The organism is Candidatus Brocadiaceae bacterium (genome assembly GCA_012728835.1).
Classification (GTDB): domain Bacteria; phylum Planctomycetota; class Brocadiia; order SM23-32; family SM23-32; genus JAAYEJ01.
Genome location: JAAYEJ010000026.1, coordinates 52,612 through 78,792, shown reverse-complemented (window position 1 = coordinate 78,792; position 26,181 = coordinate 52,612). Strand labels below are relative to the sequence as shown.

The window sequence follows — 26,181 nt, the reverse complement described above, 5'->3', positions numbered from 1 at the left end:
CTACCCGACATCGCCGCCGGGGGCTACGCGTGCGATCGTGCCAGAGCCTCCTGAAGCAGCCGCACGTCCTCGCGCAGCATGTCGGGCTTGTCCTTCGCGTGGATGCCCACGCAGACGGCGTCGCCCGGCCGCATCTTCGCCGCCGCGTAGGCCAGCGCCTCGGCCGGATCGTTCCGCCCGGCCGCCAGCACCTTGTAGTGGATGACGGGCTTCGAGAGCGTCCGGATCAGTTCCGTCATCTCCTCCCGGTCCGCGGGGTCAAAGACCTCTTCGTCGCTGGAGGCGTGCTCGGCCGACGCGGTGCGGTCGATCGAGCCGTAGTAGGCGCACATGTAGTAGTCCACGGCGAGCCCATGCTCCTCGGCCCACCGGAACGTGCCCGGGTCGTGTCCGGCCAGGCCCACGGCCAGCCCCAGCGCGTGCCCGTACTGGACCGTCGGGATCAGTTCCGCCAGGCGCCCTGTCGCCAGCAGGTGGTCGGCATAGCCGCCGTGGATGTGGCACGCGGGCGCCCCGGCGCCGGCCACGCGCTGCAGGCAGCGCTCGGGCGACGCCACCTCGGGGCAGGTCTGCCCGAACCAGCGCACGGTGCCCCCCTCGTCCCAGTGCTCCAGCAGGACGCGCAGCATGTGGAAGTCCGCCCGCGCGATGATCGTGTCGATCCCCAGTGACTCCGCCTCGCGGATGGTCTCCTTGATGCGCGCGCACGTGTGGTAGTGGATCATCTCCCGGTCGCGGCGCGGTCCCTGATGGGAGAAGCCGCTGAAGGGGTTGCTGCCGAGGATGAAACGGCTGACGCCCAGGCCGCCGATCTTGACGGTGTCCACGATCCTGCTCCTGCCCGACCGCACGGGACTACATGTTGTCGATGACGGCCTGCCCGAACTCGCTGCATTTCAGCAGGGACGCGCCCTGCATCTGGCGTTCCAGATCGTAGGTGACCTTCTTCTGCGCGACGGCGGCCTTCAGGCCCTTCAGGACCAGGTCGGCGGCCTCCGTCCACCCCAGGTGCTCGAGCATCATGCGGGCGCTGAGGATCAGGCTGGAGGGGTTCACCTTGTCCTGGCCGGCGTACTTCGGCGCCGTGCCGTGCGTCGCCTCGAACAGCGCCACGCCGTCGCCGATGTTCGCGCCCGGCGCGATGCCCAGCCCGCCCACCTGCGCGGCCAGCGCGTCGGAGATGTAATCGCCGTTCAGGTTCGGGCTGACGATGACGTCGTATTCGTCCGGGCGCAGGAGGACCTGCTGGAACATCGCGTCGGCGATGCGGTCCTTCACCAGCACCTTGCCCTCGGGCATGGTGCCGCCGTGGGCGTCGTAGAGCTCCTGCTCGGTGACCGCCGCGCCCGCGAACTCCTCCCGCACGACCTCGTAGCACCAGTCGCGGAAGGCGCCCTCGGTGTACTTCATGATGTTGCCCTTGTGCATGATCGACACGCTGCGCCGGCCGTTGTCCAGCGCATGCTGCATGGCCATGCGCATCAGGCGCTTCGTGCCGAACTCGCTCATCGGCTTGATGCCGATCGCCGAGCCCTCGCGCACCGGGCGGTGGAGTTCATCGGCCAGGAACGCGGCCAGCCTGTCGGCCTCCGGGGAGCCGGCGGGGAACTCGATGCCGGCGTAGACGTCCTCGGTGTTCTCGCGGAAGACCACCACGTCGAGCTTCTGCGGCTCCTTGACCGGGCACGGCACGCCGGGCACCCAGAAGACGGGCCGCACGCAGGCATACAGGTCCAGCACCTGGCGCAGCGTCACGTTCGCGCTGCGATGGCCGCCGCCGATGGGCGTGTTCAGCGGCCCCTTGATGGCCATGCGGAAGCGGCGGATCGCCTCGAACGTCTCCTCCGGCACCCATTCGCCGAACAGCTCCAGCGCGCGGTCCGCCGCGTAGATCTGCGTCCAGCAGATTCTCCGATCCGTGCCGTAGGCCGTCCGCACGGCGGCCTCCACGACGGCCCGGGTCGCCCGCCAGATGTCCGGCCCGGTGCCGTCGCCCTCGATGAAGGGCACGATGGGGCGGTCCGGAACCCGGAGCCTGCCGTCGGAGTACTCGATCAGAACCCCGTCCTCGGGGACTTGTGGCTGCCTGCTCGGCTTCGCGCTCATGGTGCGTGCACTCGTCGGATGGAAGGGAATGGAAACGGCTCTACCGCCTCAGGAGGTTCAGACGTCCGCCGGCCAGAACGATCTCCCGCTCCCTGTCGCTCAGCTCGGCCAGCGCCTCGAACCGCGGGCCGTCCGCCCCGGCCCGGACGGTCAGCCGGCCGGCCTCGAGCCCGGCGGCCACGTCCTCGATCGCCAGGCGCGCGCCCTGCTCGACGCGCTCGTAGTCGGCCGGATCGGCGAACGTGAGCGGCAGGATGCCGAAGTTGACCAGGTTCGCCCTGTGGATGCGGCTGAAGCTGCGCGCCAGGACGGCGATCAGGCCCAGGTGCATGGGCGCCAGCGCCGCGTGCTCGCGGCTGGAGCCCTGCCCGTAGTTCTCGCCGGCGACGACGAACCCGCCGCCCGCCTCGCGCGCGCGCCGCGGAAACGTCGGGTCGATCCGCTCGAAAACGAACTCGCTGATGGCCGGGATGTTCGAACGCAGCGGCAGCACCTTCGCCCCGGCCGGCATGATGTGGTCGGTCGTGACGTTGTCGCCCACCTTCAGCAGGACGACGCCCTCGAGCCGGTCCGGCATCGGGCCGCGCCGGGGGATCGGCTTGATGTTCGGCCCGCGCACGATCTCGACGTCTCCGCCCTTCTCGGGCGGGAAGATGAACCCGGCGTCGTTCCGGGCGAACGCGGCCGGCCGTTCGATCGGCGGCGGCGCGTCCGCCAGCGTGCGCGGATCGGTGATGCACCCGTTCAGGGCCGACGCCACGGCCACGGCCGGGCTGCACAGGTAGCTGCGGGCGTCCGGCGTGCCCGAGCGCCCCTCGAAGTTGCGGTTGAACGTGCGCAGCGTCACTGCCCCGCTCGGCGGCGCCTGCCCCATGCCGATGCACGGCCCGCAGGCCACCTCCAGGATGCGCGCGCCGGCGTCCACCATCCGCGCCAGGGCACCGTCGGCCGCGATCGTGCTGAGCACCTGCCGGGAGCCCGGGCTGATGGCCAGGTCCACGTCCGCGTGCACCCGCCGCCCGGCCAGCAGGGCGGCCGTCAGGGCCAGGTCCTCGTAGGAGGAGTTCGTGCAGCTCCCGATCAGCACCTGCTGCACGCGCGTGCCGGCCGCCTCGGCCACGGGCACGACGTTGCCGGGGCTGTGCGGGCAGGCGATGAGCGGCTCCAGAGACGCGAGGTCCAGCTCGACGACCTCGTCGTAGCGCGCGTCGGGGTCGGCAGACAGGGCCCGGAAGTCGTCCTCGCGTCCCTGCGCGCGCAGCCAGGCGCGGGTGACGTCGTCGGACGGGAACACGCTGGTCGTCGCGCCGAGTTCAGCGCCCATGTTCGTAATCGTCGCGCGCTCCGGCACGCTGAGCGCGGCGACGCCCGGCCCGGCATATTCGAACACCTTGCCCACGCCGCCCTTGACGCCGAGCCGGCGCAGAAGCTCCAGGATGACGTCCTTGGCGCTGACCCACGGTGCCAGGGCGCCCGTCAGAACCACCTGCACGACGCGCGGCGCCGTCAGCTCGAACGGCAGGCCGGCCATCGCGCAGGCCACGTCCTGCCCCCCCGCGCCGATGGCGATCATGCCCAGGCCGCCGCCGGTGGGCGTGTGGCTGTCGCTGCCCAGCAGCGTCTTGCCCGGCACGCCGAACCGCTCCAGGTGCACCTGGTGGCAGATGCCGTTGCCCGGCCGGCTGAAGACGATCCCGTAGCGGGCGGCCACCGACCGAAGGTAGCGGTGGTCGTCCGCGTTGAGGGGGTCGGCCTGCAGCATGTTGTGGTCCACGTAGCTGACCGACAGCTCCGTGCGCACGTGGTCGACGCCCATCGCCTCGAACTGCAGGCAGGCGGCGGTGCCGGTGGCGTCCTGCGTCAGCGTCTGGTCGATGCGGATGGCGACCGGCCGCCCCGGCTCGGCCGTCCCTTCGGCCCGGTGCGCGCCGATGATCTTGTACGTCAGGCTCTCGCCCATGGAACCCCGTCCTTCCTCAACCCTGTATCTCGAAGAACCTGCGCAGACGCTCCTCGTCCTCGTAGACGAACTCGCTGCGCCAGTGGTCGGCCGCCCACCGGAAGCAGTCCCAGAACGACATCCCGCGCGCGGCGCCGGACCGCTGCAGGTCGGCCTCGCTGACCTCGCTCACCGCGCCGTCGGCGTAGAGCACAAACCGGACGTCTCCGTAAATGCCCTTGCGCGAGTAGGCGATGATGAAGTTCCCCGGCACGTTCGGCGGCACCTCGCCCGCGTAGAGGTAGCTGGTCGGCAGGCCGGATTGCGGATCGACCTGCGGCGCCGGGTCGGCGGGGTCGATCAGCATGTCCCGATCGGTCAGGTAGCCTTCGTCGAGCAGGGCCTTGAGGCTCGGCGGAAACTGCTGCTGGTGGTCGGCGCGGTACAGCACCATGCTCGTGAACAGGTTGCGGAGGTTGGCCATTCCGACGGCCGTCTGCGCCTGGGCGCGCGCCCGGCCCAGCGATTGCCCGAACATCATCATCTGCATGAACAGAGCCCCCTGGAGGGCCTGCGTCTGCTGCGGATTCAGGTCGATGCTCGCGCGGAAGTCCGGCCCCTCGGCCGTCAGCTCGATCGCGTCGAGCACCATGGCCGCCGAGGCCCTGACGGCCGCCATCGCGGGGTCGCCCTGAGCAGCCAGTTCCGTCCGCAGCGCGGCAATCCGCTCCTGTGCCGCGCCCCGCACGGCCTGCGCGGCGTCGGGGTTCAGGAACTTCAGATGCACGCGCGCGGCCAGGTTGGGTGCCAGATCGCACCCGAAGCCGGCGCCCGTCAGCTCGCGGATCCATTCGGGAGAGTCCTCTCGCGCGGACTCCGGGAACCCCTCCGCCAGCGGACGGGGGAGGGCCATGCCGCCGAAGAGCGTCCGGCCGGCGTGCGGCTCCGTGATGGCCTTCAGTCCGCCCGTCAGGCCCGCGCCGGCGCCCGCCCGGACGACCCGAACGGCCGCAGCCAGGGCGTCGCGGTCGCTCCCGAAGACCAGGGTCGTGTCGTCGACGAAGGCCGCCAGCAGGTCTGGGCCTCCGTAGACCGCGAGCCCCTCCAGCGGCTCGTCCTGACGCGCCCCGGTCAGCTCGGTCTCGAGCGCCCCGCGTTTCCCCTCGGCCAGCTCGACCAGCCCGCAGACGCGGCGCGGGCCCTCGTGCTCGTCCAGGGGCGGCTCCATCGGCAGGGCGAACGCGGCAGCCGTCCGGATGCCGCGCGCCTGCCTGGCGATGTCGGGGGCCATCATCGGGAGCGGCGCCAGCATGGGCGCCGCCAGCAGGCGCTCCAGGTCGACCGCGCCGGCCGCCCACGTGCCCTCGGGGGCGAACCGCAGCAGTTCGGCCGTCCGGCCGGCCACCGCCACGTCGCCGGCCGCCACGGCCCCGGCGGCCGCGACGGCCAGGACGGCCACCATCAGAAGCCCCGCACAGAGCCCCCGTCGCCTCGTTCCCAGCGCCCGTCTCGGTTCCATTGTCCCGCCCTTCCGTGCTCGAGTCGCGTACGGCCTCCGTCGGGTGCTGAGTCTGCCAGAAGCCCGCCACATTTTCAACCTGCGCCCGCGCCCGCGCGCGCCGCCAGGGCGCGTATCTCGGCGGGCGTGGCCGTGCCGGTGGTGTGCAGCTTCCTGACGGTGACGGCGGCGGCCAGGTTGGCCACGAGGGCGGCCGTGCGCGCATCGCCGCCGGAGCCCATGACGGCCGCCAGGGCGGCCACGGCCGTGTCGCCCGCCCCGACCGGATCCAGCGGCCCCTCCAGGGCGATGCCGGGCACGTGATCGAGGCGCCCGCCGTCCGCCACGCAGATGCCGTCGGCGCCGCACGTGACGAACGCGGGCCGGCCGGTGCGTCCGCACAGTTCGCGCGCGCACGCCTGCGCCTCCTCGCGGGGCACGGGCACGCCGAGCGGGCGCGGACGTCCGCACAGCCGGGCCGCCTCGTGCGCGTTGACCTTCAGCGAGCCGCCGCGGTAGAGCGCGGCGCGGTCGCGCGAATCGACCAGGAACGCGGGCGCCGGGTGGGCGGCCACCACGGCGTTGAGACGCTCGATGACGCCGGGCGGGCACGTCCCGCCGGGCACCTGCTGGTTCAGCACCACGGCCGTACAGCGGCGCGCCGCCGCGTCGAGCGCCCCGGCGAGCGCATCGGCGGCCCCGGCGGACGGCTCGTTGAACCCTCCGAAGTCGATGCGGTTCTGTTCGACGCCGCCGACGTGCGGCTTGCCGAAAACCATCGTCTGCCAGCCCGGTCCGCCGTCGAGCAGGCCGGAGACGTCCGCGCCGGCCTCGGAGAGGATGCGGCGGAGGAGGGGGCCGAAGACGTCGTCGCCCGCCAGGCCGACCACGTGCACCTCGCCCACGCCGAGCGCGCAGAGGTTGGCGACCACGTTGGCCGCGCCGCCGGGGCTGTAGTCCTGCGTGCGCACGCGGCGCACGGGCAGGCCGGTCTCCACGCTCACCTCGCCCTCGTCCGGGTCGATGTCCCAGTAGGCGTCCAGGCAGAAGTCGCCGCAGACGGCGACGTGCGCCTGCGGAAGGCGGGCCAGGGCCTCCGACAGCCGGGCGGTCATGGGGAAGTTCTCCCTCGCGGGGTTGTGCGCTCGGTGGACGGGATCAGTGCAGGCCGGTGGACCCGAAGCCGCCCATGTGCCGCTCGGTGCGGTCCAGGGCGTCGACCTCCACCAGCTCGGCCCGGCAGGCGCGGCAGATGACCATCTGGGCGATGCGCATGCCGCGTGTGACCGTGAACGGCTCGCGGCCGAAGTTGGCCAGGATCACGCCGACCTCGTTGCGGTAGTCGCTGTCGATGGTGCCGGGGGCGTTCAGCACGGTGACCATGCTCCGGAGGGCGAGTCCGCTGCGGGGGCGCACCTGGGCCTCGAAGCCGGGGGGCACGGCCACGTGCAGGCCGGTGGGCACCAGGGCGACCGCACCGGGGGCGATCGTCAGTTCGCCGTCGACGGCGGCGTGCAGGTCCATCCCGCTGGCGCCGGGGCTCTGGTAGCGCGGCAGGGGCAGGTCGTCGCAGCCCTCACGGCGACGCACGTGCACGCGGAGGGCGTTCGGGGGCATCTGTTCGCACATGGTGCGGGGGTCCTCCTGCGGTCTCGGTCCTTCGGGGACGCGGCCGGGGGAGTTCAACGGCGCAGGGCGGCGTTGACGGCCGCCACCACCTCCTGGACGGACGCCATGTGGCCCATGCCGGTGCGGCCGCTGGCCAGACGGCCCTCGACGGGGCCGACGAACGTCACCCCTTCGAGGGCCTGCAGATAGGCACAGTTGCGCTCGACGGCCGGGCTGCACCACATGCGGTCGTTCATGGCCGGGGCGAGCACCTTGGGGCAGTCGCAGGCCATCCACGTGCACGTGAGGATGTCGTCGGCCAGGCCGTTGGCGATCTTGCCCAGCACGTTGGCCGTGGCGGGCGCGATCGCCAGCACGTGCGCCCATTCGGCCAGCGAGATGTGGGGCAGGCTCGCGTGGGCGTCCTCGGCGAACATCTCAGTGAGGACCGGGCGGCCCGAGAGGGCGCGGAACGTCGCCGGGCCGACCAGCCGGCAGGCGGAGGCCGTCATGACCACCTGCACGGCGTGGCCCTGCGCGGTGAGGGCGCGCACGACGGCGGCGGCCTTGTAGGCGGCGATGCTGCCCGTCACGCCCAGGATCACGTTGCTGCTCGTGGGTTCCATCGGGGGAACTCCGGCGCATGGCGCGCGTCGGGGCGCGCGTCAGATCTGTTCGTCGGCCCCCAGCAGGTCCGACGGCTGCAGACCGGGCTCGATCTCGGCGCCCGGCTCGCGCTCTGCGAGCTGAATCGTGCCGTCCTCGATCTCATCGAGGATGTAGTTGAACAGCTCGTCGAAGTTCCGCACGCTGGGCATGAACGTGCGGCCGGCGGCGTAGTACTCCTGCGCCTGCTTCTGGATCAGCACGGTGAGCCGGAAACGGCCCCCGACCAGCTTGCTGAGTTCCTCCACCCGCCCTTCCTGGCTCTTGCTCTTCATCCGGCTCCCTCACACTTCAGGAACGTGTCTCGTCGTGTCCCGCACGCTGCGTCAGGATCTCGGCCACCGTCTCGACGGCCGTATCGAGGTCATCGTTGACGACGCGGAAGTCGTAATCCGCCGCCAGTGCACACTCCTCGAGCGCTCTCCGGATGCGGCGCTCGATGGTCTCGGCGTCGTCGCGTCCTCTGGTCCGGAGCCTCCGGCGCAACTCCGCCTCCGACGGCGGCTCCACGAAGATGAGCGTCACCGCCGGGAACCGCCGCTTCAACTGCAATCCGCCGTCCACGTCGATCGTCAGCACGACGGGCCGGCCCGATGCCCCGGCGGCCTCCACGGAGGCCAGGGGCGTCCCGTAGCGGTGGCCGACGTAGCACGTGGATTCGGCCAGCCGGCCCTCGCGAAGCCACCGGCCGAATTCCTCCTCGCTGACGAACAGGTAGTCGCGTCCGTGCTGCTCGCCGGGCTTGGCCGCCCGCGTGGTCGCGGTCACGGCGCGCACCGCCAGGCCGCGCGCACGCAGCCTGTCGGCGATGGTGTTCTTCCCCACGCCGCTCGGGCCCGAGAGGACGAACACCCGTCCGGGCCGGGCCAGCCGGCCGGCCGCGTCTCTGTTGCTCTTCGGTGCCAATCGCTCCGCCCGAAACCCTCCGGCTACTCGACGTTGCGCACCTGCTCGCGCACACGGTCGATCAGGCCCTTCAGATCCATCGCGTCCCGGATCTGATCGCCGGCCGGCAGCTTGGCCGCCATCGTGTTCGCCTCGCGCAGCATCTCCTGCCCCAGGAACTCCAGGCGCCGGCCCACGGCCTCCTCGTCGCTGTCGAGCGCATCCCGGAACTGCGCCACGTGGCTGCGCAGCCGGGCGACCTCCTCGCTGACGTCCGCCCGCTCGGCGAAGTAGGCCACCTCGCGCGCCAGCGCCTCCTCGCCGGCGGCCACGCCGGTGCCGTCCAGCAGCGTCTCGATCCGCTCCGTCAGCCGGTCCCGGTAGGCCGCCGTCACGTCCGGCACGGCCACCTCGATCCGGGCGACGGCCGCCTCGACGGCCGCACAGACCTCGTGGAGCTGCACGGCCAAGTTCGCTCCCTCGGTCTCGCGCATCGAGACCATGGCGGCCAGGGCCGCCTCGACCGACTCGAGCACGGAGGGCCAGAGCCGACCGCGCAACTCTCCGTCCGTCGTCACGTCCCGCAGGACGCCGGGCAGCCGCAACAGCCCCGCCAGGTCGATCTGCACGGGCACCCCGCCGCGTTCCGCCAGGGCCTTGAGCACCCGCACGTACCCTTCGATCTGCGCGGTGTCCACCAGCACGTCCGTCTGATCCGCCTTGACCTGCACGGAGACCGCCAGGCGCACGTGGCCGCGGCGCGCGCGCGCCTCGATGAGCCTCTGGAGTTCGATCTCCTTCGCGCCGAACGCGTCCGGCACGCGGAAGGACACCTGCAGGTCGCGGTGGTTGACCGAGCGCAGCTCCGCGCGCACGGTCCACTGCTCCGCCTGCACCTCGGCGGCCCCGAACCCCGTCATGCTCCTAATCATTGGCGACCGCCTCTTCCGGCTGCGGGGCCGCACCCGATTCCGGCTGGGCCGGCGGCGCGCCGGCATCCGCCGGGACGGCATCGGCCGGGGCGCCGGCATCGGCCGGCGCGCCGGCATCGGCCGGCGCGTCGGTCAACGGCGGCAGATCCCCGAGGGGCAACTGCACCGGGGCCTCCCTGACCGGCACGATCCCCTCGACCTCCTCGCGCGCGGGGCCCAGGCGCGCCGTGAGGATCAGGATGAAGAGGCACAGGGCCAGCATGATGTAAGTGGCCTTGGCGATGGGGGTGGCCGAATGGCTGCCGAGCATCGAATCGACGCCGAGGCCGCCCAGGGACGCGGCCAGGCCGCCTCCCTTGCCGCTCTGGATCAGGATGGCCAGCGTGGCCAGGAAGCCGACGACGATCACGTAGGCCACGAGCGCCGCGCGCCATTTCAGCAGGTAGAAGATCAGGGCCACGGCGAAGAACGAGGCGATCACGGCCGCCTTCTTGATCAGTCCGCGCAGTACCTCAGGTTCCATCCGTCCGCCTCATCGCGTGAGATTCAGGGCGGCGTGGATGATGCCGCCGAAGGAGTCGGCCTTCAGGCTCGCCCCGCCGACCAGCGCGCCGTCGACGTCGGGCATGGACAGCAGCCGCCCGGCGTTGTCCGCCTTGACGCTGCCGCCGTACTGGATGGCGGTGGCCTCGGCCGTTTCGGCCCCGTAGGCGTCGGTCAACAGGCGGCGCAGCAGGGCGTGGACCTCCTGGGCCTGCTCGGGGGAGGCGGTGCGCCCGGTGCCGATGGCCCAGACGGGCTCGTAGGCGATGGTGAGGTCCTCCATCTGCCGGGCGGAGACGCCCTGCAGGCCGCTCTCGAGCTGGCCGGCGATCACCTCGTCGGTGCGGTCGGCCTCGCGCTGTTCGAGCGTTTCGCCCACGCACAGGATCGGGGAGAGGCCCGTCTCGAGCGCGCGGTGGACCTTGCGGTTGATGAACTCGTCGCTTTCGCCCAGCACGTGGCGGCGTTCCGAATGGCCCAGGATGACGTAGCGGCAGCCCGCGTCGAGCAGCATCGAGCCGGCGACCTCGCCGGTGAAGGCGCCGGAGGGCTCGCTGGACATGTTCTGCCCGCCGACGGCGACGGCGCTGCCGGACAGCACGTCGGCGACGGACTTCAGATAGACGAACGGCGGGAACACGGCAATCCGCACCGCCCGCGTCTCGCCGAACTCGTTCCGCAGCGCGCCGGCCAGGGCCACGGCCCCTGCGCCGTCCAGGTTCATCTTCCAGTTGCCTGCGACGAACAACGCTCTCATGTGTTCAGCCTATTCTCAGGGTACGTGAAACGCCGAGGCCCCGGACGCTCAGCCCTCCCAGCGGGCGAATGCGCCGAGCACCTTGAAGGAGACGCATTCGGCCTCCATGGCCTGAAGCGCGCGTTGCGTCTCCTCGTGCTCGGGATGTCCGAGGAAGTCGACGAAGAAATGGTACTGCCAGGGGGCGGTCGGCGAGGGAAAGGACTCGATCTTCGTCATGTTGATGCCGAACTCCTTGAACGGCTCCAGCAGGTCGTGGAGCGCCCCGACCTTGTCGCGCACACTGCACAGGACGGCTGTCTTGTCGTTGCCCGTCGGCTCGCTCATGCTCCGCCCGAGCACGAAGAACCGCGTGGCGTTGTGCGCGTAGTCCTCGATGCGGTCCGCCAGCACGCGCAGGCCGTGCACGGGCGCCAGGCTGGCGCTGCCGATGGCGGCGGCGTCCGGCTCGGCGGCGGCCTGGGCCGCCGCCGCGCTGGTGCTGCGCATCTCGGCCAGCGCCACGCCGGGCATGTGCTCCTGGAGCCATCGCCGCGTCTGCCCCAGCACCTCGCCCTTGCTGTAGATCTTTCGCACGTCCTCCTGCGGGCACCGGGCCATCAGGGCGTGGTGGATCTCCAGCAGCACCTCCGCGCAGACCTTCAGCGGGCTGGACAGGAAGCGCGTGAGCGTCTCGTGAATCCCTCCGCCGGTTGAGTTCTCCACCGGCACCACGCCGTGATCGGCGCGGCCCCGCTCGACCTCCGAAAACACCTCATCCAGCGTGGCGGCCGGCAGGTAGCTCACCGAGTCTCCGAACTTCGTCCGTGCGGCCACGTGCGTAAAGGTGCCTTCAGGGCCCAGATACGCCACCTTCAGGGGCGTCTCCAGCGCCAGGCACCCGCTCATGATCTCCCGGTAGACGGCCTTCAGACACCGGTCCGGCAGCGGCCCCTCGTTGAGGGCCGAGATGTTGTCGTAGACGGTCTTCTCGCGCGACGGGACGTAGAGCGCGTTGTTGTCGCGCCTCTTCAGATGGCCGATCTCACAGGCCACCTTGGCCCGCTCGTTGACCAGGCGCACGATCTGCCTGTCGAGTTCGTCCACCTGTCTACGGAGTTCGTCCAGTGTCATCGCGACACTTTCGAAACAGGGCGGGCTTGTGCGCGCCGGCCGTTCCGGAGAAACGAAGTCCCCTGCTGCGCGTACACCGTGGGATCAGTATATGGAAACGGCCCCGGGCTGTCAAACGAAATGGGCCCGCTTCGCTGGCCGGGCCGGCCCGGCCGCGCTATAATGGAGGCGTTGGTCCCGCCCCGTGCCTTCGCGTCCTCACTTCAGTCAAGGCGGGATGTCGGATCCACTGGACAGGATCGGCGGCCTGGCCTCGGTGAGGCGGCTGCCGGACCTTCTGCGCGCCCGCGGGAAGGTCACGGTGATCGGCGCGGCCGGCAGCGGAGCCGCCCTGCTCGCTGCCTGGCTGGCGGAGAACGTACGTACGCCGACGCTGATCGTCTGCGCCACGGGCGAGGAGGCCGAGGAGTTCGCCGAGGACGTGGACCTGTTCCGCCCGGCGCTCGCCTGCCACTTCCCCCCCCTGGAGGTGCTGCCGGGCGACGCCGACGAGCCCAGCGAGGTGGTCCTGAGGGCCCGCCTGCACGTACTGCGCCACCTGGCCTTCGGCCCGGACCCCGACGACGGCCCGCCCGAGGCCGACGCCTACCTGGCCCCCACCGCTGCGACCCGCGTGGTGGCCGCAGCCGTCAACGCGCTGATGGAGCCGACCTCCTCGGCCGACGCCCTGCGCGAGGGCTCGCGCACCATCCGCCGCGGCGAGGCGGCGGACCCGCACGCGCTGGCCGCCTGGCTGGCCGACCACGGCTACCTGGCCCTGCCACAGGTCGCGGCCCCCGGGCAGTACGCCCTGCGCGGCGGCATCCTGGACGTCTATTCGCACGGGGCCACGCGGCCCGTACGCATCGAGTTCTTCGGCGACGAGGTCGAGTCGATCCGCAGCTTCGATCCCGCATCCCAGCTCTCCGTCGACCGGGCCCAGAGCTGCCTGCTGGCCGCCGCGGAGCATACGGGCGCGGGCGAACGGCCCTCGGCAAGCCTGCTGGACCACCTGCCGCAGGACGCCGCCGTGTACCTGGTCGACCCCGACCGGCTGCGCGGCCGCGCGCAGGAGGTCTATGACCAGGCCGAACAGAGCGGCCTGCTGGTGCCGCCGCCGGCCCTGTGGGCGGCGGTCGAGGGACGGCCGCGCGTGGAGTTCCGCACCGACGGCGAGGGGGCCGACGGGGACGTAGTCCGGGTGCCGATGGCTCAGCGGGACGTGTTCGGCCCCGACCTGGATTCGACGTTCGCAGAGCTGGCGCGCGTCTGTCGCGCGCACGACGCGGCGACCGTCTACTGCATGAGCGAGGCCGAGGCCCGCCGCCTGCGGGCGCTCCTTCAGGGCCGCGGGCCGAACGGGCTGGACGGCCTCCGGTTCGGCATCGGGCGGCTCAATCACGGCGTGCTCTGCGCGGAGGCCGGGCTGGCGCTGATCCCCCATCACCGCCTGTTCGGCCGGTATCGGCAGCGGCGGTTCGTGCCGCACGCGCAGGAGGGCCGGCCGGTCGAGTCGGTGCAGGACCTCTCGCCCGGCGACCTGGTCGTGCACGTCGATCACGGCATCGGGCGGTTCCTGGGCACCGGCGTGCTGGAGCAGGGCGGGCGCACGCGCGAGTACCTGGAGATCGAGTTTGCCGAGCAGGTGCACGTGCACGTGCCGTGCGACCGCATCGAGCTGGTGCACCGCTACATCGGCGTGGGCGGCCGCCGGCCCGAGCTGAGCCACATCCGGAGCGCCGGCTGGTGGCGCGCGAAGGAGCGCGCCCGAGAGGCGATCGAAGACATGGCCGCCGAGCTGCTCGAGGTGCAGGCCCTGCGCGAGACCCAGCAGGGCATCGCCGCCCCGGACGACACGGAGTGGCAGCAGCAGTTCGAGTCCGAGTTCCCCTACGAGGAGACCGAGGACCAGCTCCGGGCGGCCGAGGAGGTGCGGCGAGACATGTGTTCGCCGCAGCCCATGGACCGCCTGATCTGCGGCGACGTCGGCTACGGCAAGACGGAGATCGCCATGCGGGCGGCCTTCCGCTGCGTGATGGGCGGCCGCCAGGCGGCCATGCTCGTGCCCACCACCGTGCTGGCGCAGCAGCACTTCCGCACCTTCTCCGAACGCATGGCCGACTACCCCGTCCGCGTGGAGATGCTCAGCCGGTTCCTGACCGACGCCGAGACGCGCCGCGTGCTGGCGGGCCTGGCCGAGGGCACCGTGGACGTCGTCATCGGCACGCACCGCCTGGTGCAGAGCAGCGTCCGCATCAAGAACCTGGGGCTGGTCATCATCGACGAGGAGCAGCGGTTCGGCGTCGAACACAAGGAGTCCCTCAAGAAGCTGCGCCGCACCGTGGACGTGCTCACCCTGTCGGCCACCCCCATCCCCCGCACGCTCCACATGGCGCTGATGGGGCTGCGCGAGATCTCGGCCCTCCAGACGCCTCCCCACGACCGCCAGGCCATCGAGACGAGGGTCTCGCGCTTCAGCCCCCAGATACTGCGCCACGCCGTCCTGCGCGAGCTGAACCGCCAGGGGCAGGTCTTCGTCATCCACAACCGCGTGCACTCGATCACGGACTTCGCCGACCGCGTCCGGTCCATCGTGCCCGAGGCCACCGTGGCCGTCGCCCACGGCCGGATGCCCGAGAACGAGCTGGCCGGGACCATGGACGACTTCATCGACGGCAGGATCGACGTGCTGGTCAGCACCACGATCGTCGAGAGCGGCCTGGACATCCCGAACGCGAACACGATCGTCCTGAACCGGTCGGACCTGCTGGGCCTGGCGGAGATGCACCAGTTGCGCGGCCGCGTGGGCCGCTACATCCACAAGGCCTATGCCTACTTCTTCGTGCCGGAGAGCCGCCCCGTCACCCCCGAAGCCCAGAGCCGGCTGGACGCCATCCGCCGCTACTCGCACCTGGGCGCGGGGTTCGACATCGCCCTGCGCGACCTGGAGATGCGCGGCGCAGGCAACATCCTGGGGCCCGCCCAGTCGGGCCACATCGCCGCCGTCGGCTACAACCTCTACTGCCGCCTGCTCGCCCAGGCCGTGCGCGGACTCAAGGGCCGCCCGCCCGAGGAGCCGCCCGACGTGACCGTGGAACTGGGTCTGGACGCCTACCTGCCGGACGATTACGTGCCCACGCCGCGCCAGAAGATGGAGATCTACCGCCGGCTCCATCGCGCCACCGGGCTGGCCGGCATCCAGGAAGTCCGGGCGGCGCTGCGGGATCGCTTCGGACCGCCGCCCCGCCCGGCGGAGAACCTGCTCCTGCAGGCCGAGCTGCGCGTGCTCGCCGCGCGCGCCGGGCTCGCCGCCGTCCACGTCCGCGACGGCCGCATCCACCTGAGCGTACGGGACGAGGCGGCCATGGAACGCTGGTTCGCCACGGCGCCGGCCCGTCCCCGCAGGATCGCCGAAGACCTGGCCGTGATCGACCACGGCTTCCCGGCCGACAGCCCGGAAGCCACGGCCGCGTTCCTGCGCAAGCTGCTGGGCCGCGCGCCGGCCCGCGTGCCCTGACCGCCCGTCGATGGAGTGTGGAACCGCCCCCCGCCCTCGGCGCGTGACAGGCCGCACGCAGCGACGTATACTGCCCGACCGTTTCGACACTCTGGCTCGAGGGGCGCCCCGCCCTGCCGGGGCAGGAGGAGAGCATGGCCTTCCGAATCTGCACCATCGGCTGCGGCGGCATCGCCACCGGGCGACACGGCCCGTCCTATGCCGCCTATGCGGCCGCGCGGCCGGACACCGAGTTGGCCGCCTGCTGCGACCTGATCGCCGACCGCGCGGAGCGATTCCGCGACAAGTTCGGCTTCGCCCGCTGCTACACCGACCTGGACCGGATGCTCGAGACCGAGCGGCCGGACGCCGTCTGCCTGGTCTCCCCGGTGCCGGTCACGTGCGAGTTGTCCTGCCGGGTCATGTCGATGGGCTACCCCCTGATGATGGAGAAGCCGCCCGGCCGCACGCCCGAGGAGCTGGAGCAGATGATCGCGGCGGCCGAGGCGGCCGGCGTGGCCCAGCAGGTGGCGTTCAACCGGCGTTACGCCCCGCTGAATCGCGAGTTCCGCCGCATCCTCACCGAGGAGATCCCCCCCGAAGCCGTCCAGCACATCCGCTACGAGATGGTGCGCGTGCAGCGGAAGGACACGGACTTCTCGACGACGGCCATCCACGGCATCGACGCCACTCGCTTCCTGATCGGCAGCGACTACGCGCACGTGCGCTTCCACTACCGGGAGATGCCCGAGCTGGGGCCCGGCGTCGCCAACATCTTCATGGACTGCACGTTCAAATCCGGCGCGACCGGCCACCTGAGCTTCTGCCCCGTGGCGGGCATGACGGTCGAACGCGCACAGCTTCACGCGCTCGATCACACGATCGTCCTGCACCACCCCGTCAGCGGCTCCGACGTGGAGGGCCGGCTGGTGCACTTCCGCACCCGCGAGCCCGTGCACGACGTGACCGCCACGAAGCTGGCCGGGACGGACGAGGCGTTCGTCCTGGACGGCTTCTTCGGCGAGAACGCGTCGTTCTTCGACGACATCCGCGCCGGGCGCCGCCCGGTGGGCGACCTGCGCAGCGCGCGGCAGTCTCTCAAGATCGCGCAGTGCATGAGCGCGCGCCGGGACGAGTACACGGCCGACTGACGGCGCCCCGGGCGGTCCACCCGCCCGCCGTCGTCGTCCCCGTAGCGACGGCGGTGCCGCCGCCTGTCGAGGCCGCGGCCGGTTACACGTGCAGGCGCATCCAGGCGCGGGTGAGCGTCATGAACGGCACGGTGTAGCCGTGCGACTGGCCGCCGAGTTCCACGTAGGCGCGCGTGCCGGGCAGGCGCTCGAACAGCGCGCGGATGGTCTCCGGCGGGCAGGTGGTGTCGACCGAGCCCGCCGTCAGCAGCACCGGCATGGACAGCCGGTGGGCATGGCTGAGCGTGTCGACGAAGCCGAGCGCCTTCCACCCGGCCGCGAGCCGCTGCGGCCCGTCCTCGGCCAGGGCTTGGAGCGGCCCGGTGATCCGGGCGTAGGCCGCGCCGGACTTGTGCTCGTAGACCCACGCGAAGTCCGTCAGGTACGGCACGTCCGCCGCAACGGCCCGCACGCCCTCGTCGGCCAGGATGCTGCCGAGCAGCAGCGCGCCGCCGCCGCCCTGACTGGTGCCGAAGAACGCCGGGCCGTCTCCCCTGACGCCGTCCTGCCGGAGCGCCCAGAGGGTGGCCGCCGCCGCCTGGGTGAGCCAGTCGAAGTAGCCGCCCTCGCCGAGCGTGCGCACCGTGTCCGGCAGCACCGGCCAGGCGTCATCGACACGCTTCGAGAGGTCCGGCCCCTCGGGGGTGACGTAGCCGAGCGGGTTGACGTGCAGCACGTTGTAGCCGTCGGCCGTCAGTTCCGGATGCGCGCTCATCTCGGCCGCGTAGCCCGGCACGTGGACGAGCAGGGGGCCGCGGCCGGACGGGCACGGCTGCCAGATGCCGTACCACGTGCCCAGGGCTACGGAGTGGAACGCCACATAGCGCATGCGCGCGTGCCGGATGCCGCCGACGGCCGACCAGGGCAGCGGGTCCAGCAGTTCGCCGCCCACGTCGGCGCCTTCCGCGCGCCGGAACACGGCACGGCACCACCCATCCACTTCCGTCGCCGACGGATACCATTTCCGCGGGGATTCCATGCAGCCTCCATCAGTAGAAGACTCTTCCTCCGTGCACGTCACGCGTCCAGGCGCGGCAGTCCGTCGAAGGTCATCTGCGCGCCGATCTCGGCCACGCCCTGGAGCGTGCCGTTCGTCAGCGGCCGCATGCGCTCGATGTGCGCGTTGAGCCGCCTGGACAGGTCGGCCGTGACGTCGGGGTGCTGCGCGGCCACGTTTGTCAGTTCCTGCGGGTCCGCTTCCAGGTCGTAGAGCTTCTCTTCCATGTTCAGCGATCCGAACAGCCGGCCCTCGCGGACCTGCGTCGTGGCGGCCTTGAACCACGGCCGCACGTAGTTCCACTTCGCGGTGCGGCAGCAGGCATGGAAGCAGAAGGCGCTCACGACGTGGTCGGGCGCGCCGCCCTGGCCGAGGGCCTGCGGCCAGAGGCTGCGGCCCAGCACGCGGTCCGGCACGGGCTCGCCCAGGATGTCCAGGGCCGTGGGCATGATGTCCTGATGCTGGCAGAAGCCGGGCACACGCGCCCCCGCCGCCCGTCCGGCCGGGTGGCGGACGATCAGCGGCAGCTTCGTCACCTGGTTGTGCAGGCGGTCGGTGCCCTTGTGGATCAGGCCCTGCTCGCCCATCATGCAGCCGTGATCGCTGGTGAAGATGACCAGGGTCTCGTCCATGCGGCCGGTCTCGCGCAGGGCGTCCAGCAGGTGGCCGGTCCAGCGGTCCACCAGCGTCACCTCGCCGGCGTAGGCGGCACGGATGTTGCGGAAGTGCTGGTCGTCGCGCACGCCGTCCATGGTGGAGGGTGCCAGGCAGCCGTCCAGGCTGTCGCCGTAGTCGCGTTCATAGCGCCGGGCGTACTCGGCGGGCGGGTCCCAGGGCTCGTGCGGGTCGAAGACCTCCACGTGGAGGTAGAAGGGCTTGTCGAGGCTGTAGCCGCGCACCCAGTCGGCCGCGCGCGTCATGGTGCGGCCGACGATGGTGTCGGCGTCGCTCTTCCACTGCCGGCGCCGCAGCAGATGCTGGATGATCCAGGCGTCGTCGGCGATCTCCCGCCCCGGGGCGGCCCGCTCCAGCAGGTCGGCGACCTTCGCCCGGTCGGGCAGGATGTCCGGGTCGCCTTCCTGGCCGCGGACCCACTCCCACTGGCGGAATCCCCGGTGGAAGTTCTTGCCGGGCTTCATCAGGTGGTAGACGTCGTTGAAGAGGGCCGTGAAGTACCCGCGGTCGCGCAGGTGCTCGGCCAGCGTTACGTCCTCGTCATACAGCGGGTGCCAGCCGTGCTGCTGGATGGGGTCGGACCTTTGGGGGCGGTACTGGAACGGGAAGATGTGCCGCCCGGTGTAGATCACGCGCCGGGCGTTGATCGTCGGCAGGCCCTCGGCGAACGCGTCCAGGAACACGGTGCCCTCGGCGGCCAGCCTGTCCAGGTTGGGCGTATGGATGCGGTCGTTTCCGTACGCACCCATGTAGTCCCAACGAAACGTGTCGCTGACGATGATGACGAGGTTCACGATGCCTCCTCCCTCTCCGGAGGCGGACCTTCCAGCCAGACCCCCTGCTCGATGAGCGAGCGGCGCACCTGCACGCCGTCCACTTCCGCCGGCGACGCCTGCTCGCGCACGGCCAGGGCCGCCGCCGTGCCGGCCGCCTGCCCGATGGTGCAGGCCGGCGGCATGACGCGCATGGACGAGTGCACGGCATGGTCGACGCTGATGGGGCGGCCGGCCACCAGCAGGTTCTCGCAGCCGCGCGGCACGATGCAGCCGTAGGGTATCTCGTACCACTCCCCCGGCGGCATGGACACGATCTCGGTGCCCTCTCCCGTGGGGCTGTGGATGTCGATCACGTAGTTCACACGGCATATGCCGTCGGGGAACTTCGCGGCGCTCTCGTAGTCGCGGCGCGTCAGGTAGGCGCGCCCGCGCACGCGGCGGCTCTCGCGCACGCCCATCGTCACGGCCAGCGCGTGCAGCCGCGCCCGCTCGAACCCCGGCACGTCGCGCCGCAGGAACTCCACGTACTCCACGACCTGGCGGCGCCCCTCGACCTCGGCTTCGGAATAGGAGAGCGTGTCCGTGGCCCTGTACCCGACGATGCGCGTGGTGTTGAAGTGGATGCGGTCGGGTTCCAGCGTGCGGAACCAGAGCACGTTTTCGCGCGGGCAGTGCACCCGCCCTTCCGCCCGCGCCTTCTGGTACAGCTCGTTGATGACGTGTTGCCCGGGCATGGCGGCGAGGTCGACGCCGGCCATGTCGAAGCAGAGCGTCATGGGCTGCACCTGCCCGTCTTCGGGCCGGCCGTACTCGATGCGGCAGCCGGCGCGCGCGGCCAGGTCGGCATCGCCCGTGGCGTCGACGAAGACGCGGGCGCGATGGGCCGTCAGGCCGCTCTTGCCCAGCATCAGGACGCAGTCGATGTCGCGCCCCGCCATCACGGGCCGGTCCAGTTGCACGTGGTAGAGGAGCTGCACGCCCGCGTCCAGGCAGAGGTGTTCGGCGGCCAGCTTGGCGACTTCGGAGCAGAACGTGCTGCCGTTGGGCGCCAGGCCCCCCATGCGCTCCATCGCGGCGCACCACTCGCGGAAGATGCCCGTATCGAACCGCTGCCCCTCCAGGCCGCTCCACATGAACGGCTCGACGAGCCCGGCCGTGGCCATGCCGCCCAGGAAGCCGTACTGCTCGCACAGCAGCGTCCGGGCGCCCAGGCGGGCGGCCGCCACGGCGGCGCCGATGCCGCCCGGTCCGCCGCCGACGACGATCACGTCCACGTCATGAAGAACGCGGATGCCGCGTTCCTCCGTTCGCACGACTGTGTCGGTCATGGGGAAGCCCTCCCGGAACGAGGAGTCCGACCGGCCTCAACGGAAGTCCAGCCCGTGGGCCTCGAGCATCTCGTCCAGCAGCGGCGCCGCGACGTCCAGGTCGCCGACCAGCGGGTGGTTCAGCAGCGCCTGGAGGGCCGTCTTCCGGCTGCGCGTGACCGCCGCCTGGACCGTGAGCGTCTCGTACGCCTTGACGGCCAGCACCAGGCCCCGGAACGCCGGCGGGATCGGGCCGACGGGCACCGGGACGGGCCCCCGGCGGCCGAACCGGCAGACGACCTCGACCGACGCGTCGTCGTCGATCTGCTCGACCGTCCCCCGATTGGGCACACTGCACGCGATCTCGGCGCCCGTGTCGTTCCGGATGGCGTCCATGACGGAGAAGGTGACGTTCGAGTAGCCGCCGCCCCCGCGCTTCGCGAGCGCCTGGGGCTTGGTGTGCACGTCCTGGCGGGCGGCCTCCTCGAAGACGTCCTTCTGGATCTTCATGATCGCCTGCGCGCGCGTCTCGGGTGCCGCCTGGGCCTGCTCCACGCGCTGGCGGCGCCGGTAGAAGTAGTTCACGTAGCTGATCGGCACGGCATCGATCGTGTTGACCAGCCGGGCCACGGCCATCTGGGCGTTGTCCACCCCCGCCCGTTCGTCCTGCGAGTAGAGCCGCGCAATGGCGTCGGCCGTCACGTCGCGCCCGTCCGAGACCATGCGATGGACGAACCCGAGGTGGTTCAGGCCGACGCAGTAGACGTGCAGGTCGGGGTAGACGTCGGCGAGCTTCTCGCGGATGCGCTGGGTGATGCCCGGGAGGCCGGAACAGAGCCCCACGAAGCGCGCGCCCGTGTGTTTGGTCACGGCCTCGGTGACGATGCCGCTCGGGTTCGTGTAGTTCAGGATGAAGGCGTCGGGGCAGACGCGCTCGACCGCCCGGGCGATCTCGATCATGGGCGGGATCGTGCGCAGGGCCTTCATCATGCCGCCCGGGCCGGTGGTCTCCTGGCCGATGATGCCGTATTTCAGCGGGATGCTCTCGTCCAGGTAGCGCGCCTCCATGCCGCCGACGCGGACCTCGGTGACGACGAAGTCCGCTCCCTGAAGCATGGCGTCCAGCGAGACGTCGTCGCGGACCTCGACGTCGCTGCCCGCTGCGGCCACCATGCGGCGCGACAGGCCGGCCATGATGGAGAGGCGGCGCTCGTCGATGTCGGTCATGTGCACGGCGCCGATGGGCAGACGCTCGGGCGAGAGTCCCAGCAGGCCGTGCACGATCTCGGGCGTGTAGGAACTCCCGGCCCCCACGAGGCAGATGGTCAACCTATCGGTCATTGCCGCGTTCCCCTGACAACCCGTTGAAGAAGCCTTCCTGTGTGGCACAGGCGGCCTCGCCTGTGCGTCCTGGCCTGCAAGCCGGCCGTCACGTCCTCACTACGGACGGCCGCCGGCTCCAGTCCGTCCTGAGGGACTCGAACAACGCCGCCGGGTCTCCGCCGGCGTAGAAACAGCCCATGATGGCCGCCCCCAGGTCCGGCGGCAGTTCGGGCGGCCGCACGACGGCATCGGGGCACTCCGCCTTCACCCGCGCCGTCAGCATGCTCCAGAACTCCGGGGGCGCCTGCCGGATGACGCCCCCGCCGAAGATGGCCTCGGCCGCGCCGCCGCCGACGCGCCGGATCATGGCGCAGGCGGTGACGGCGTAGTCTGCGGCGGCCTGGGCGACGATCTCGGTCGCGACCGGATCGCCCTGCTGCCAGGCCGCGAACACCAGCGGCGCGCTGCGCGAGCGCGAGCCGAGCGGCACGCGGCCCTTGTAGACTCCTTCGGGGAACTGCTCCTCCGTCACACCCATGTAATCGAGCAGGGCGTCCTTCAGCGGCGTCACCTGCGTGCGGCCGTCCAGCATGCGCCCGACCTGGCGCACGACCTCGGCCCGCAGATCGAACTGCCGGCCGACGTTCAGATGGTCGAAGAGCCGCTCGGTGCCGTACCCGTTCCGATAGGCCGACGTGAACCCGGAGCCGTGCTGCAACAGCACCGCCCGCTCGGCGGCCGTCGCGCCCCAGAGCGCGCCGATGCCGTCGTTGGCCATGAAGCTGCGCTCGACCGGCACGCCGATCGCGTCGGCAACGACGCCGCGCTGCAGGGGCAGGTCCGCGGGGAAGTCCACTCCGTTCAGCGCCAGCCCGGCGAACGCGATGTCGCCGGCGCCGATCCCGGCCTGCCCGCAGACGGCGTCCACCAGTCCCTTCAGGACCGCGCACGCCTCGTCCGACGGGCGGCCGACGAACGCCGAGCGCCCGGCCAACTCGCGCGCGAGCAGGCGGCCCCCCTGGTCGACCAGGACGCCGGCCGTCTTCGTTCCTCCGCCATCGATACCCAGAAACATGACGCCTCCGCAGGCCGTGTGGGGGACCGTCCCATACGCGTCCCGGCATTCTACCGCCCGGCCGTCGCACCGGCAAGCCGCCCGGGGCACGCTACAGGACGGGCGGGAGGGTGCTCCAGCACCGCTCCGAGCGGGTCCGCTCGTGGACGGCGCGCAGCAGGGCCACGTCCTGGACCGTCTGCTCGATGCTGCGGCGGGCGAACATGCGCCGCTGGGTGGTCACGGCCTGGTCGATCGTGCACTCGGTCATCTGGCCGAACGAACGCGCGTAGTTGCAGAAGCTCGGCACGTTCTGCCCCACGAAGCCGTACAGCATGCTGGAGACGCCGATGATCTTGCCCGTGAAGATGCTCGTGTTGATGGCGCTCTTGGAGAAGTCGCCGATCACGCAGCCGAGGAACTGCAGGCCCGTGTCCAGCTTGCGCCCCTGGTGCTCCACGCGCACCGTGCCGTAGGTGTTCTTCAGGTCGCTGTTGCTCGTGCCGGCACCCAGGTTCACCCACGAGCCGACGTAGGCGTGCCCCAGGAAACCGTGATGCTGTTTGTTTGTGTGCGATTCGATCACCGAAGCCTCCACCTCGCCGCCGATCTTGCACAGGCGGCCGATGGAGACGGACTCCTTGACCGACGCGCGCTCGATGATGCGCGAATGGGGGCCCACGTAGAGCGGGCCGACCAGGTATGCGAACTCCATCACCTGCACGCCGTCGTCCAGCACGACGGGGCCCTTGTCGGCACGGACGACGGCCGTCTCGGCCAGATCGACGTCCGTGCCCACGAACACCCCCGGCCGGACCTCGCGAAGGCCGCCGGCGGCGATGCGCGCCTGCAGGTTGGCCGGGAACAGCTCCTCGAGCACGCCGATCAGGTGAAACGGGTAGTCGAACGTCCGCAGCCCCTCCTCCTCGCGCAGAGGCAGGCCGCGCTCCAGCAGCCAGGGCATGGCCGTGGCGGGCGACAGGTCGTCCGGCAGCGGCACCCCGGCCGGCACCAGGGCGGCCGCCACTCGCCGGCCGGTCGTGCACAGGAACGGCTCGCCCGCCGCCAGCAGGGCGCGCAGGCGCGCCACGTGCCGGGCGTCCGGCGCCAGGGCGGCGTTCAACATCAGCGTCGGGCCGGCCGCCGGCCGCTCGTCCGCATACAGGCACGCCGTCGTGTCCGCCAGGTAGTCGCGCACGACGTAGCCGACGCGCTCGCCGACCATGCGGGCCACGTCGTAGAGGTTCAGCGCGCCGCAGGTCACGGCGAACGCGGGCCGCGTCAGCGTGATGGGGTACATGTCGCTCACGAACTCGTCTTCGAACAGAACGACGCTGCCTTCGGGCATCGGTCTCACTCCACGGTAACGCTCTTGGCCAGGTTGCGCGGCCGGTCCACGTTGCAGCCCCGCCGCACGGCCACGTGGTAGGCCAGCAGTTGCAGGGGGACGACGGCCAGCATGGGCACCAGCGGGTCCAGCGTGGCCGGCACGAAGACGGTGCGCTCCGCCAGGCGGGGCAGCCGGTCGTCGCCCGCACGGGCCACGGCGATGATGCGCCCGCCGCGCGCACGAATCTCCTCCACGTTGTTCATGACCTTGCCCAGGACGCCCGACTGCGCCGCCAGCACGACGACCGGCATCTCCCGGTCCACCAGCGCGATCGGCCCGTGCTTCAGCTCGGCGGCCGGAATGCCCTCGGCATGCACATACGAGGTCTCCTTGAGCTTCAGCGCCCCCTCCAGGGCCACCGGGAACTCGTAGAGCCGCCCGACGTAGAGCGCATTGGCCGAGCGGAAAAACTCGTCGGCGATCTCCCGGACACCGCCCTCGCAGCCCAGGGCCTCCTCGACCTGCTCCGGCAGCCGCTCCAGCGCGTCCAGATACCGCAGCGCGTCGCGCAGCGGCATGTCCCGCATCCGGCCCATGTGCATGGCCAGCAGCGCCAGAACGGCCACCTGCGAGGTGAATGCCTTCGTGCTCGCCACCCCGATCTCCGGGCCGGCGTGCAGGTAGACGCCCTGCCCGCATTCGCGCGCAATGCTGGAGCCCACCACGTTGCAGACGCCGATCGCCGGGGTGCCCTGCCGCCGCACCTCGCGCACGGCGGCCAGGGTGTCGGCCGTCTCGCCCGACTGGCTGACGGCGATCACCAGCGTGCCGGGCTCGATGACCGGGCGCGCATAGCGGAACTCGGCCGCGTAGCTCACCTGCGTGGGCACGCGCGCCAGGTTCTCCAGCAGGTACTTGCCCACGAGCCCCGCGTGCCACGACGTGCCGCACGCCACGATGTGGCACCGGCGCGCGGCCCGCAGGAGGCGCTCGTCGATGCCCCCCAGCTTCGCCATGCCCGCCGCGCGCACGATGCGTCCGCGCAGCGCGTTGCGCACCGTGTCCGGCTGCTCGAATATCTCCTTGAGCATGAAGTGCGCGTAGCCGCCCCGCTGGATCTCCGGCAGGTCGCACGCGATCTGCCGGACCTTCTTCGTCAGCGGCGCCGAGTCCAGGTCGAACGTCTTGAAGCCCTCGCCCGTCACCGCCGCCGCCTCGCCGTCGTCCAGGTAGACGGCATCGCGCGTGTGGTCGATCAGCGCCGCCACGTCACTGGCCAGCAGCATCTCGCCCTGTCCCACGCCCAGCACCATGGGGCTGCCGCGCCGCGCCGCCAGGACGACGCCCGGCGCCGTCAACGAGAGCGCGGCGACCGCGTAGGGGCCCTCCAGCACCTTGAGCGCGCTCAGGAAGGCCGAGCGGAAGTCCTCGCCGTCCTTCAGGCACTCCTCCATGAGGTGGGCGATGACCTCCGTATCGGTCTCGCTGCGGAAGACGTGCCCCCGCGCCTCGAGGCCGGCCCGCAGTTCCGCGTGGTTCTCGACAATGCCGTTGTGCACCAGCGCCAGCCGACCCGCGCAGTCCGTGTGCGGATGGGCGTTCCGCTCCGTGGCGGGCCCGTGCGTGGCCCAGCGCGTGTGGCCGATCACGCCCCAGCATCCGGCGGGGTCGGCGGCCGGCGGCGGAGCAGCCGATATCTCCCCCGCCCGACGGTGGATCAGCAGCCCGCCGGCGTGCCCGAGGGCGAATCCCCACGAATCGTAGCCCCGGTACTCCAGCCGCTTCAGGCCCTCCATCAGCACGCGCACGCCCGCGCGTGGTCCGACGCAGCCGAAGATGCCGCACATGCCCTCTGTCCCCTCTGGCCGATGCCCCCTTGGAGGCACCACATTACCGCAGACTGGCAGCCCGCGTCAACGAGCGCCTGCGCCACCGTGCGTGGGGGCGCGTGCGCCCGTGCACGCGCCCCTGCCCGCGCCGCCCCCCCGCCGGGCGAGGGCGCCCGCC

22 protein-coding genes are annotated in these 26,181 nt (G+C 71.5%); 2 read left to right on the top strand and 20 right to left on the bottom strand.

Annotated elements, in window-relative coordinates; genetic code table 11:
* Window positions 1-23: 23 nt before the first annotated feature.
* From GXY85_04055 to pheA, 13 genes are all read right to left on the bottom strand, one after another.
* A complete protein-coding gene (locus tag GXY85_04055) occupies window positions 24-827 on the bottom strand; it encodes a hypothetical protein (protein NLW50003.1) in 804 nt (267 codons plus the stop codon).
* A gap of 28 nt (window positions 828-855) precedes the next feature.
* Window positions 856-2,106, bottom strand: a complete 1,251-nt coding sequence (gene icd, locus GXY85_04050; GenBank protein ID NLW50002.1) for an isocitrate dehydrogenase (NADP(+)) — start codon at window positions 2,104-2,106, stop codon at window positions 856-858.
* A 40-nt stretch (window positions 2,107-2,146) separates the two neighbouring features.
* On the bottom strand, window positions 2,147-4,066 hold the full coding sequence (locus GXY85_04045) for an aconitate hydratase (protein NLW50001.1): 1,920 nt from the start codon (window positions 4,064-4,066) through the stop codon (window positions 2,147-2,149).
* Between the two features lie 16 nt (window positions 4,067-4,082).
* Window positions 4,083-5,564, bottom strand: coding sequence for a hypothetical protein (locus GXY85_04040; GenBank protein ID NLW50000.1), 1,482 nt, complete (start codon window positions 5,562-5,564; stop codon window positions 4,083-4,085).
* 74 nt (window positions 5,565-5,638) lie between these two features.
* Window positions 5,639-6,658: a carbohydrate kinase gene (locus tag GXY85_04035; protein NLW49999.1), complete on the bottom strand. Its 1,020-nt coding sequence runs from the start codon at window positions 6,656-6,658 to the stop codon at window positions 5,639-5,641.
* Window positions 6,659-6,701: 43 nt separating this feature from the next.
* Window positions 6,702-7,160, bottom strand: a complete 459-nt coding sequence (dut, locus tag GXY85_04030; protein NLW49998.1) for a dUTP diphosphatase — start codon at window positions 7,158-7,160, stop codon at window positions 6,702-6,704.
* A gap of 65 nt (window positions 7,161-7,225) precedes the next feature.
* Window positions 7,226-7,777, bottom strand: coding sequence for a phosphopantothenoylcysteine decarboxylase (locus tag GXY85_04025; GenBank protein ID NLW49997.1), 552 nt, complete (start codon window positions 7,775-7,777; stop codon window positions 7,226-7,228).
* A 39-nt stretch (window positions 7,778-7,816) separates the two neighbouring features.
* Complete coding sequence (locus GXY85_04020) at window positions 7,817-8,092, bottom strand: hypothetical protein (protein NLW49996.1); 276 nt, start codon at window positions 8,090-8,092, stop codon at window positions 7,817-7,819.
* A 16-nt stretch (window positions 8,093-8,108) separates the two neighbouring features.
* Entirely contained in the window at window positions 8,109-8,723 is a 615-nt protein-coding gene (gmk, locus tag GXY85_04015; protein NLW49995.1) for a guanylate kinase, read from the bottom strand.
* A 23-nt stretch (window positions 8,724-8,746) separates the two neighbouring features.
* Window positions 8,747-9,634, bottom strand: a complete 888-nt coding sequence (locus GXY85_04010) for a YicC family protein (protein ID NLW49994.1) — start codon at window positions 9,632-9,634, stop codon at window positions 8,747-8,749.
* The gene (gene secG / locus GXY85_04005) at window positions 9,627-10,157 is read right to left on the bottom strand and encodes a preprotein translocase subunit SecG (protein ID NLW49993.1); all 531 of its coding nucleotides are present in this window, start codon (window positions 10,155-10,157) and stop codon (window positions 9,627-9,629) included. The genes GXY85_04010 and secG overlap by 8 nt, the downstream gene beginning before the upstream one ends.
* A 9-nt stretch (window positions 10,158-10,166) precedes the next feature.
* The gene (locus GXY85_04000) at window positions 10,167-10,934 is read right to left on the bottom strand and encodes a triose-phosphate isomerase (protein ID NLW49992.1); all 768 of its coding nucleotides are present in this window, start codon (window positions 10,932-10,934) and stop codon (window positions 10,167-10,169) included.
* Between the two features lie 48 nt (window positions 10,935-10,982).
* The gene (pheA, locus tag GXY85_03995) at window positions 10,983-12,047 is read right to left on the bottom strand and encodes a prephenate dehydratase (GenBank protein ID NLW49991.1); all 1,065 of its coding nucleotides are present in this window, start codon (window positions 12,045-12,047) and stop codon (window positions 10,983-10,985) included.
* 217 nt (window positions 12,048-12,264) lie between these two features.
* Here pheA and mfd point away from each other — a divergent pair, with 217 nt between their 5' ends.
* Window positions 12,265-15,543, top strand: a complete 3,279-nt coding sequence (gene mfd / locus GXY85_03990) for a transcription-repair coupling factor (GenBank protein ID NLW49990.1) — start codon at window positions 12,265-12,267, stop codon at window positions 15,541-15,543.
* Between the two features lie 134 nt (window positions 15,544-15,677).
* Window positions 15,678-16,673, top strand: a complete 996-nt coding sequence (locus tag GXY85_03985) for a Gfo/Idh/MocA family oxidoreductase (protein ID NLW49989.1) — start codon at window positions 15,678-15,680, stop codon at window positions 16,671-16,673.
* Window positions 16,674-16,755: 82 nt separating this feature from the next.
* On the opposite strand, the gene GXY85_03980 is transcribed toward GXY85_03985, so the two are convergent.
* The 7 genes from GXY85_03980 to glmS form a co-directional block, all read right to left on the bottom strand.
* Window positions 16,756-17,691 (bottom strand): acetylxylan esterase, encoded by a 936-nt coding sequence (locus tag GXY85_03980; protein NLW49988.1) that lies wholly within the window; start codon window positions 17,689-17,691, stop codon window positions 16,756-16,758.
* 38 nt (window positions 17,692-17,729) lie between these two features.
* Window positions 17,730-19,178, bottom strand: a complete 1,449-nt coding sequence (locus GXY85_03975; protein NLW49987.1) for a sulfatase-like hydrolase/transferase — start codon at window positions 19,176-19,178, stop codon at window positions 17,730-17,732.
* Complete coding sequence (locus tag GXY85_03970) at window positions 19,175-20,488, bottom strand: FAD-dependent oxidoreductase (protein NLW49986.1); 1,314 nt, start codon at window positions 20,486-20,488, stop codon at window positions 19,175-19,177. The genes GXY85_03975 and GXY85_03970 overlap by 4 nt, the downstream gene beginning before the upstream one ends.
* 36 nt (window positions 20,489-20,524) lie before the next feature.
* Window positions 20,525-21,808 (bottom strand): 6-phospho-beta-glucosidase, encoded by a 1,284-nt coding sequence (locus GXY85_03965; GenBank protein NLW49985.1) that lies wholly within the window; start codon window positions 21,806-21,808, stop codon window positions 20,525-20,527.
* Between the two features lie 88 nt (window positions 21,809-21,896).
* Window positions 21,897-22,865, bottom strand: coding sequence for a hypothetical protein (locus GXY85_03960; protein NLW49984.1), 969 nt, complete (start codon window positions 22,863-22,865; stop codon window positions 21,897-21,899).
* 91 nt (window positions 22,866-22,956) lie between these two features.
* Window positions 22,957-24,192, bottom strand: coding sequence for a glucose-1-phosphate thymidylyltransferase (locus GXY85_03955; GenBank protein ID NLW49983.1), 1,236 nt, complete (start codon window positions 24,190-24,192; stop codon window positions 22,957-22,959).
* 5 nt (window positions 24,193-24,197) lie between these two features.
* Window positions 24,198-26,021, bottom strand: coding sequence for a glutamine--fructose-6-phosphate transaminase (isomerizing) (glmS, locus tag GXY85_03950; GenBank protein ID NLW49982.1), 1,824 nt, complete (start codon window positions 26,019-26,021; stop codon window positions 24,198-24,200).
* Between the last annotated feature and the right edge of the window lie 160 nt (window positions 26,022-26,181).